The organism is Silvania confinis, from assembly GCF_025564085.1.
Taxonomy (GTDB): Bacteria; Pseudomonadota; Gammaproteobacteria; order Enterobacterales; family Enterobacteriaceae; genus Enterobacter; species Enterobacter confinis.
Genome location: NZ_JAMGZJ010000048.1, coordinates 1 through 480 on the forward strand (window position 1 = coordinate 1; position 480 = coordinate 480).

Sequence of the window (480 nt, forward strand, 5' to 3'; positions counted from 1 at the left end):
GCCCTGCGCGACCCAGAACGAACTGGATGCCGAGGATGCGCGGCGCCTGCTGGCCAACGGCTGCGTCTGTGTCGCCGAAGGCGCCAACATGCCCTCGACCCTGGAAGCCGTCGACCTGTTCCTCGAGGCCGGCATCCTCTACGCGCCGGGCAAGGCGTCGAACGCCGGCGGGGTGGCGGTGAGCGGTCTGGAGATGTCGCAGAACGCCATGCGCCTGCGTTGGAGCGAGGGCGAGGTGGATACCAAGCTGCACGGCATCATGCAGTCGATCCACCATGCCTGCCTGCTGTACGGCGAGGAGCAGGGGCGGGTCAACTACGTGAAGGGGGCGAACATCGCCGGCTTCGTCAAGGTCGCCGATGCGATGCTGGCGCAGGGCGTGGTCTGAGGTCGTCCCATAGAGGAAAAAAACGGGGCTCCAGGGGAGCCCCGTTTTTCCTTGTGGCGGTTATTCCGCGGGACGCGGCGTGGTCTCCGTGC

1 pseudogene is annotated in these 480 nt (G+C 66.9%); it reads left to right on the top strand.

What is annotated here, in order from left to right:
- Positions 1-388, top strand: a pseudogene (locus M8013_RS00215) (NADP-specific glutamate dehydrogenase); the annotation flags it as partial.
- Between the last annotated feature and the right edge of the window lie 92 nt (positions 389-480).